At 67.8% G+C, this 7,874-nt stretch carries 10 protein-coding genes, 1 tRNA gene and 1 pseudogene; 6 read left to right on the top strand and 6 right to left on the bottom strand.

Annotation, left to right across the window (positions count from 1 at the left end; genetic code table 11):
- Positions 1–348: 348 nt before the first annotated feature.
- The 3 genes from L0P92_RS39565 to L0P92_RS39555 all read right to left on the bottom strand — a co-directional run bounded on the left by L0P92_RS39565 (position 349) and on the right by L0P92_RS39555 (position 2,933).
- The gene (locus L0P92_RS39565) at positions 349–1,080 is read right to left on the bottom strand and encodes a nucleotidyltransferase family protein (protein ID WP_234767972.1); all 732 of its coding nucleotides are present in this window, start codon (positions 1,078–1,080) and stop codon (positions 349–351) included.
- 77 nt (positions 1,081–1,157) lie between these two features.
- Positions 1,158–1,616 carry a hypothetical protein gene (locus L0P92_RS39560; protein WP_234767971.1) on the bottom strand — a complete coding sequence of 153 codons (459 nt, stop codon included), beginning with the start codon at positions 1,614–1,616 and terminating at the stop codon, positions 1,158–1,160.
- 225 nt (positions 1,617–1,841) lie between these two features.
- Positions 1,842–2,933 (bottom strand): ABC transporter ATP-binding protein, encoded by a 1,092-nt coding sequence (locus L0P92_RS39555; protein WP_234767970.1) that lies wholly within the window; start codon positions 2,931–2,933, stop codon positions 1,842–1,844.
- 216 nt (positions 2,934–3,149) lie between these two features.
- Between L0P92_RS39555 and L0P92_RS39550 the strand changes: the two genes are divergently transcribed.
- From L0P92_RS39550 to L0P92_RS39530, 5 genes are all read left to right on the top strand, one after another.
- Positions 3,150–3,227 (top strand) — tRNA-Thr (locus L0P92_RS39550).
- 197 nt (positions 3,228–3,424) lie between these two features.
- Positions 3,425–3,661 carry a hypothetical protein gene (locus tag L0P92_RS39545; RefSeq protein WP_217211138.1) on the top strand — a complete coding sequence of 79 codons (237 nt, stop codon included), beginning with the start codon at positions 3,425–3,427 and terminating at the stop codon, positions 3,659–3,661.
- A gap of 240 nt (positions 3,662–3,901) precedes the next feature.
- Positions 3,902–4,267, top strand: a complete 366-nt coding sequence (locus L0P92_RS39540; protein WP_234767969.1) for a hypothetical protein — start codon at positions 3,902–3,904, stop codon at positions 4,265–4,267.
- 276 nt (positions 4,268–4,543) lie between these two features.
- Complete coding sequence (locus L0P92_RS39535) at positions 4,544–4,861, top strand: hypothetical protein (protein WP_234767968.1); 318 nt, start codon at positions 4,544–4,546, stop codon at positions 4,859–4,861.
- A gap of 305 nt (positions 4,862–5,166) precedes the next feature.
- Entirely contained in the window at positions 5,167–5,514 is a 348-nt protein-coding gene (locus L0P92_RS39530) for a hypothetical protein (protein ID WP_234767967.1), read from the top strand.
- 154 nt (positions 5,515–5,668) lie between these two features.
- Here L0P92_RS39530 and L0P92_RS39525 read toward each other — a convergent pair whose 3' ends face one another.
- The 3 genes from L0P92_RS39525 to L0P92_RS39515 form a co-directional block, all read right to left on the bottom strand.
- Positions 5,669–5,962: a hypothetical protein gene (locus L0P92_RS39525; RefSeq protein ID WP_234767966.1), complete on the bottom strand. Its 294-nt coding sequence runs from the start codon at positions 5,960–5,962 to the stop codon at positions 5,669–5,671.
- Positions 5,963–6,229: 267 nt separating this feature from the next.
- A complete protein-coding gene (locus tag L0P92_RS39520; protein WP_217211129.1) occupies positions 6,230–6,514 on the bottom strand; it encodes a hypothetical protein in 285 nt (94 codons plus the stop codon).
- 192 nt (positions 6,515–6,706) lie between these two features.
- The gene (locus tag L0P92_RS39515; RefSeq protein WP_234767965.1) at positions 6,707–7,195 is read right to left on the bottom strand and encodes a hypothetical protein; all 489 of its coding nucleotides are present in this window, start codon (positions 7,193–7,195) and stop codon (positions 6,707–6,709) included.
- Between the two features lie 419 nt (positions 7,196–7,614).
- Between L0P92_RS39515 and L0P92_RS39510 the strand changes: the two are divergent.
- A pseudogene (locus L0P92_RS39510) lies at positions 7,615–7,874 on the top strand (hypothetical protein); the annotation flags it as partial.

Here is a 7,874-nt window from a genome sequence, read left to right as displayed (position 1 = left end):
CCCCGCCAGGGGGCCTTGCCCCCTGGACCCCCGCTGTCGGCCCTCCGGGCCTCGTCCTCAAACGCCGGACGGGCTGAGGATGCCCCCTCCGGGCAACGCCTCGTCCTCAAACGCCGGGCGGGCTGGGGTGCCTGGGGCGGCCCTGGGAGTTGGCCGTTCGCGTGCGCGGGGGATGCCCCCAGAGGGGGCTGCCTCGGGTGAAGGCCGGGTGGGATGGAGGGGGCTGAGCTGTCACCCCCAAGGGGCGCGGGGAACTGCGCGATCAGCCCCCACCGGCCGTCGATCGCGCATCCGGCATCAGCCCGCCCGGCGGGGCGCAGCACACCGCAACAGGCCTCGCAGGCGTCGTCAGCGGCCCAGGGTCGCCAGTTCCTTCGCCGCCTCCGTGAGGTCCTTCGCCGTGTCGATGGCTCGCCAGTACGCGCCCTGGGGGATCGGGAACCCGGCCAGGCGGCGTTCGCGTGCCAGGTGGGGGAACGTGGTGCGTTCGTGGTCGCCCCGGGCGGGGAGCAGATCGGCGAAGGCGGCTGAGAAGACGTAGACGCCGGCGTTGATCTCGAACGTCGACGGCGGGGCCTCGATGAAGTCGGTGATGTGCCCGAAGCCGTCGGTCTTCACCGCGCCCCACGGAATCCGCGGCCGCGCGAGCGCGAGCGTGGCGACCGCGTCGCGCTCCGTGTGGAAGTCCGCCATGTCGCGCAGCGAGAAACGGGTCCAGATGTCCCCGTTGGTGGCGTACCAGGGCTGATCCGGGTGCGGGAGATGCGCCGCCGCGTACTTCAGGCCGCCACCGCGCCCGAGCGGCTCCTCCTCGACGACGGTCGTGACGCGGACCGGCAGCTCGGCCGACTTCAGCCAGTCCTGCAGCACCTCGGCGAGATGCCCGCAGCTGACCACCACGTCCGTCACACCCTCCTCGGCCAGCCAGGCGAGCTGGTGGCCGATGATCGGCGTCCCCGTGCCGGGGATCTCGACCATCGGCTTGGGCCGGTCGTCGGTGTACGGGCGGAGTCGGGACCCCTGGCCCCCGGCCAGGACGACGGCTTGAACGGGGCGGGACGCGGCGTTCGGATCAGTCATGACCGAACTGTACGCGGCGCCCCGCTCGCGGCATCGGGCCGACAACCGTTCTTCGAGCGCCCGCCGGTGACCATCCGCTAGCTGTGCGCCGCGGCCACGCCGGAGGCGAACGCGGTGTCACAGACGGGTCGGGCATACGACTGCGCGCGCGTCGGACCGTAGACGCGGACCGCGGCGCGGCCCAGCGCACGGGCGATCGAGGCGCAGTGCCGTGTCAGCGACGGACGCTCGTCGACGGCCTGCTGGAGGTGGGTGAGGGCGACGCCGGGGTTCTTCTCCTGCAACTCGGTCAGGAGCTGATCGCGCAGCACGTCCTGTGGCGCGCGCGGGGCGGCGTTCCTCCCCTTGCCCGCGGAGACGTCGGTCGCGGTCAGCACCGAGTCCGAGGGGTCCCCCGACCAGTTGACCCGGGTGACCGCGAGCGTCCCGGAGAGCACCAGGAAGACGGGCAGGACGAGGGCGAGTGTGCGGCCGAGCTGGCGGGCGGGGCCGCCCCGGTGGCCGCGTCGTGTCTGTTGGGTGGTGGAGTGCTTCACGCGAGTGAGGGTAGCGTTCGGTGCTGATATGGCGACATTTAGTCACCGGTTCGGGGGATGAAGAGGCCCTCGTTTTTGGGTACGGCGTTGACGCACGCCACTCGAAATGACCGGTATGCCGGGGTATTTGTCGACAACGAAGAGGGCCCCGCAGCAGTCTGCGGGGCCCTCTTCGTCAACCTGGGTGAATTACCCGGGGTTGTGCTGCCTCAGTCGTGCGCCGCCTCAGTCGGACAGCCGCGCGCCCGTGGAGGTCGAGAACACGTGGGTCTCGCCCGAACGCGGGACGATGTACAGCGTGCTGCCCTTCTCCGGCACGTCACGGCCGCTGACACGGACCACGAGGTCCTTGGAGTCGTCGCCGCCGACCTTCGCGGTGCCGTAGACGTACGCGTCGGCGCCGAGCTCCTCGACGACGTTGACGGTGACCGCGAGGCCCTGGCCCGAGTCGGAGCCGGCCACGTCGAAGTGCTCGGGGCGGACACCCACGGTGACGGTCTTGTCGGTGGTGGCGGAGAGCGCGTCACGGTCGACGGGAACCACCGCGTTGCCGAACTTCACACCGCCGTCGGTGATCGGCACCTCGACCAGGTTCATGGCGGGGGAGCCGATGAAGCCGGCGACGAAGAGGTTGGCGGGGCGGTCGTACATGTTGCGCGGGGTGTCGACCTGCTGGAGCAGACCGTCCTTGAGGACCGCCACCCGGTCGCCCATCGTCATGGCCTCGACCTGGTCGTGGGTGACGTAGACGGTGGTGATGCCGAGACGGCGCTGCAGCGACGCGATCTGCGTACGGGTGGAGACACGGAGCTTGGCGTCCAGGTTGGACAGCGGCTCGTCCATGAGGAAGACCTGCGGCTCACGCACGATGGCGCGGCCCATCGCGACACGCTGACGCTGACCACCGGAGAGCGCCTTCGGCTTGCGGCCGAGGTAGTCGGTGAGGTCGAGGATCTTCGCCGCGTCCTCGACCTTCTGCTTGATCTCGGCCTTCGGCACACCGGCGATCTTGAGCGCGAAGCCCATGTTGTCGGCGACGGTCATGTGCGGGTACAGCGCGTAGTTCTGGAACACCATGGCGATGTCCCGGTCCTTCGGCGGCAGGTGCGTGACGTCGCGGTCACCGATGCGGATGGCGCCGGCGTTCACGTCCTCGAGCCCCGCGAGCATGCGGAGCGAGGTGGACTTGCCGCAACCGGACGGGCCGACCAGAACGAGGAACTCGCCGTCCTCGATCTCGATGTCGAGCGCGTCCACGGCGGGCTTCTCGGAACCCGGGTAGATCCGGGTCGCCTTGTCGAACGAGACAGTGGCCATGATGAATGGGCCCCCTTCTACCGGCAGGAACGTGCCGGACGATCCGTTGTAGGAAGGTGGTTGGTTTAGTCCACATGTACGGACTGGATCTGGACGGTACCTGGCGTTCGCCGGTATGTCAGTACCTGGAGGCATGTGAACTTCGCGGAAATTTTCGACAGGGCCCCCTCGGAACCTGGGTACACTGCACGGGCGCGTGCGTGACAGCGCGTGCAGGCCTCCTTAGCTCAGTTGGTCCAGAGCGGCTGTCTTGTAAACAGCAGGTCGTCGGTTCGAATCCGACAGGGGGCTCCAAAACGGGCGGGGCGGTTGTCGACGACAACCGCCCCGCGGTTCGTTTTTCATTCCTTCTTTTCATTCGTGCACCCCGGCAACTCCCCGTTGAAACGCGGGACATGCCCGGGCATGGAATAGCATCGCTACTGCTAGTGTTCGTTCAGTCACAGTAGGCAATCAGCCTCAATGTACATGTAATGAAATCCGAGGGTTCCATGCGCAAGCTTCACCAGGTCATGATCGTCGCGGCGGCGGCCGGCAGCCTGTCCGCCATCGGTGCCGGTACCGGTGTCGCGTACGGGAGCGGGCCGTCCGTGTCCGACCTGTACCGCCCGTACCAGGAGTGCAGCCCGCAGACGGTCGGCGAGGCCGACATCCCGATCGCCGTGCTCGGTCTCTCCGAGACCTTCGACACCACCTGCGGCCAGTTCAACAACGCCTTCACCGGCTGAGGTCGGCGGCTCGGTCGTGCGCGACGCCTTCTGCGGGCCCCTTCGGGGTCACCCCCCGAAGGGGCCCGTTCGTGTCTGAACTCCGGCGTGCCGATGAGCAGTTGGTCCCTCTCGCGTCTGTCATTCCCAGGTCGGTCCTTCACTTTCGTAAGCCTGTCTCTCCGACACCCCCAGGGCCCGGCGCGGCCGCTTCGCGGTGTATTGCGCCCGGGCAACCCCCCGCAGAAGGAGACGCAACACATGTTCAACGGAAAGAAGATCGCGGCTGTCACAGGGCTTCTCGGCGGCCTTGCCATGACCTGTCTCGGCGCCGGCCAGGCGCATGCCGCGGGCCCGGGCGTCTGCGCGCTCGACGCCCAGGGCAACATCGTCTGCACCCAGCAGCTCCAGGGGCAGACGCCCGAGGGTGACGGGTTCACCGTCCGCCGGTCGATGAACTGCCAGCCGACGAAGCCGTTGACGCTGCCCACGCCCGGCCTGCTGGCCAACGGGCAGACGCGGATCGGCCCGCACATCACCTGCTCCGACCTGACGCCCGCGGCGCCGGCGGCCGACAACAACGACACGAGCGACGCCAGCCCGTTGCTGTCCCGCATTCTGGGCTGAGCACCTCAAACAGCGGATGGCCGCACCGGGTTGACCGGTGCGGCCATCCGCTGTTTCACGCCCGAACACCGTCCGAACACCGCCGAACACCGGCCCACCGGCAATCGGGTGACCGCGTTCGCCGGCCCGTGACTCGGCGTCGGGGGAACGTCGTTGCCTTATAAGCCGACACGACACAGAGAAGGGTCAAAGATCCCAAATTGCTACGGATTACGTGTATATGCTCACACTAAGTAGTCAACCAGGGCCTCGTGCCCGGGAAGAAAGGGTCAGATTATGCGCAGGTTTCAGCGCGTTGCGGTCGTAGCCGCGGCCGTCGCAGGGCTGTCCGGCTTCGGTGTCGGCGCGGGCACCGCTTTCGCTCACGAGGGCGACTTCGACGGTCAGGTCGTCTCCGCTGTGGCCACCTCGACGGCGAACGCCGTGGCCACGTGGGGTGCGCCGACCGACAAGGCGCACGCGGCTCCGGAGGCGGCTCCCGCCGCTGCTCCGCAGGCCGCGCCGGAGGCCGCTCCGAAGGCCGCCGCGCCGGAGTACGGATACGGCGAGTACAGCGCTCCGTCGTACAGCACCCCGTCGTACACCGCTCAGTAAGCAGAAGGACGCCGAGGGTTCGATGCGCGGGTTTCAGGGCACTGCGAATTTCGTCGTGACCACCGCCGGCCCCCCGGGCCATCGCCGCGAAGCGTCACGACAGGCGCATCGATATCCGTCGGAACACCGTTATGCATGGCGCGCGGTCTGAACGCCCAGCTCCTGGACCGGACCGAGCCGTTTTCAACGGTGTGCTGGACAACACCCTTAGCAAATGCAGCCCGGCCGCGCAGCAGACCCTTCAGGGTGCGCGGCCGGGCTGCCGCAGTTCCGCCGTACCCGACCTTTGCAAAGGAACGCCGTACATGAACGGTCGACAGAGGATCGCAACCGTCTCGGGGCTCCTGGGAGCCCTCGCCGTGATCTACAGCGGTGCCGCGCCGGCGTACGCCGACGATCCCAAGGGTGCCTGCACGTTCACCGACCAGGGAGACATCGTCTGCGTCAAGAAGAGCGAGGTCGTCCACAACGACAAGCGCCACGGCTACGTCCTCCAGCAGCGGCAGGACTGCTCGACGGTCGAGCGGCCGCGGGTGGTGGGACCCCGGGAGCACATGATGAACGGCGGGTCCGTGAAGTCCGGGCCGGTTGTGGAGTGCAACAACACGGCGAAGCTGCCCAAGGGCATCAAGATCCCCAAGTTCGACTTCTGAGGGGCTTGAAACGGCCGATGCCGGACCGGGAGTGATCCTGGTCCGGCATTTCGGTTTTCGGGCTCCAGGCGGGGCGTCACGGGGCGGGACGCGGTCGGCAAAAGCCCGGTGCCCCGGCCTGAGGCCGGGGCACCGGGAAAGGAAGCGGCTTACGTCACTTGCCGAAGGCGCTGTTGCTGCAGCCCATCTCCGAGCCGAGCCCGGTCTCCTGCGCACCCGGGCTGCCCTCGCCGTTCAGCAGGTTGCCACCCAGGCCGTTGGCGATGCCGACCTGGCCGAGGACGTCGACGTTGGCGTCGTGCGACCTGCAGTTGCTGCTCTGCAGGACATCCACGTTCGTGCCCTTCTGGCCCCAGCCGCCTCCGTCGGCGTGGGCGGCGCCGGCGCCCAGGAGCCCGACGCTCCCGAGAGCGGCGACCAGGACGGCGGCCTTGCGGAGCTTGTGCATGTTCTTCTCCGGTGGAGTGAAGTGGGTTGCGATCCATTTCGGATCGACTTCGAACAGTTACGGAGGCTAATAGGAAGTATTCTGCGACAATGGACGGCGCGCCGAATTCAGGAAAGTCTCACCATCTTGGCCGATGGGCCGGAAATTACTCCCCTCGCGAGGAATGGTGAGGCAAAAGCGTGACGCAAAAAGGAGTCCCGGCACCGGGCCTGGGGCTCGGTGCCGGGACTGTTTCCCGCTTCGGCCGGCTGCGCGGCCGTCAGTGCCTTAGAAGGCGCTGTTGTTGCAGCCCATCGACGAGCCGAGGTGGGTGTCCTGCGCGCCGGGGTCGCCCTCGCCGTTGAGCGCGCTGCCCAGCAGGCCGTTGAGGACGCCGACCTGGCCGAGGACGTCGACGTTCAGGTCGTGCGACTTGCAGTTGGAGCTCTGGAGGACGCTGAACTTGCCCCCGTCCTTGCCGCCGTGGCCGTCGGCGGTGGCCGTGCCGGCGCCCAGGAGTCCGACGGTGCCGATGGCGACGACCACGACGGCAGCCTTGCGAACCTTGTGCATGTCATCTCCGGTGGAGTGAGGTGGGTGCGATCTGTAGAAGATCGACTTCGTACAGTTACGGAAGATTAATACGAAGTATCCCGATATGTCCCGGAGGCACGCCGAAGTTCGCACTTCGTACCGGAAGCACCCAAAAGCCGCATCGAGTCGCCGTGAAGGAGATGAGGTCCGGATCTCCTCGGGGCGTCGCCGCTAGCGCGTGGAGTGGGCGTGCGAGAGGGAGTTGGCCTGGCTGTTGGCCTGGTCGCAGTCGATGCCGCGGGTCTCGGAGGCGGCCAGTACGGCGACCGGGACGGCGGCGTTGACCAGCGACTGCGGGCTGCATTCCTGGTACGGGCGGAACAGGTTGGCCTGCTCGATCGGGCCGGACGGTGCCGCGGCCGGCTGCTGGTTGACCTGCGGGCTGATCTTCGGGCTCAGTTGGGGGCTGACCTGCGGGCTGACGTCGGCGCCGCGCTGCGGGGCCGGGGCCGCCTGGCGGTGCGCGGTGGGCAAGTTGGACGACTGCGCGGACGCCTGCGAACCGCCCCACGAGGTGGCCTGGACGTCCGGCTGGCCGACCGGAGCCGGAGCGGTGCCGCCGTATCCGACGGGCGCGTCGGCGACGCTGGGTCCGGCGCCGATGGCCGACAGACCACTTGCGGCTGCTGCGATGAGCGCGACCTGATGAAGCTTGCGCATGGAACCTCGGCCCTTCATTGACCTGTGCATGGAACAAATGGAAATCCGGCTGCGATGCACCATCGCTCTGACCCTGGGGGGAACGAGAGAAGTGCCGGGCCGGTCACGTGCGCCGGGATGTGGTCACTCATTTGCCAGAGGGTGTTCATCAGAGCCTTTTATCCGATCGATGGCAATTGAGTGACGGAAATTTGGATCCCGTGACCTGGTCAGTGAAATGTCGTTGCCAGCTGAGAGAGGGCAGCGATCTGCAATCAGAGAGAGGCGACGGGATCCGCTGCCTGCTCCGGCGTGAAGTCCACATGACAGCTCAGGCATTACCCCTGTAAGGGCGCAGTACGAATATCAGACTGAGCGCACGCAAGACTGACTGAATACAACGGATTTCCCTGTACAGGTAATGAAGGGCCGAGGGTTCCATGCGCAAGCTTCACAAGGCCGCGCTCGTCGTAGCGGCGGCCGGCGGTCTGACCGCCATCGGTGCCGGCGTCAGCGAGGCCGCCGACTATCCCGTCGGGTACAGCGGTGCCGCGCCGGCTCCCGCACCCGAATATCCGGCACCCCAGTACGCTCCGGCGCCTCCTCCCCAGTACGCGGCGCCCCAGTACGCCCCGGCGCCCCCGCCCAACGCGGGGCCCCCCCAGGTGTCCCCCACCGACAAAAACCCAAACAGGGCCTG

Source organism: Streptomyces muensis (genome assembly GCF_021474425.1).
GTDB classification, from domain to species: domain Bacteria; phylum Actinomycetota; class Actinomycetes; order Streptomycetales; family Streptomycetaceae; genus Streptomyces; species Streptomyces muensis.
The sequence above is the reverse complement of the archived record's forward strand: the minus strand, read 5'-3'. Positions and strand labels throughout refer to the sequence as shown.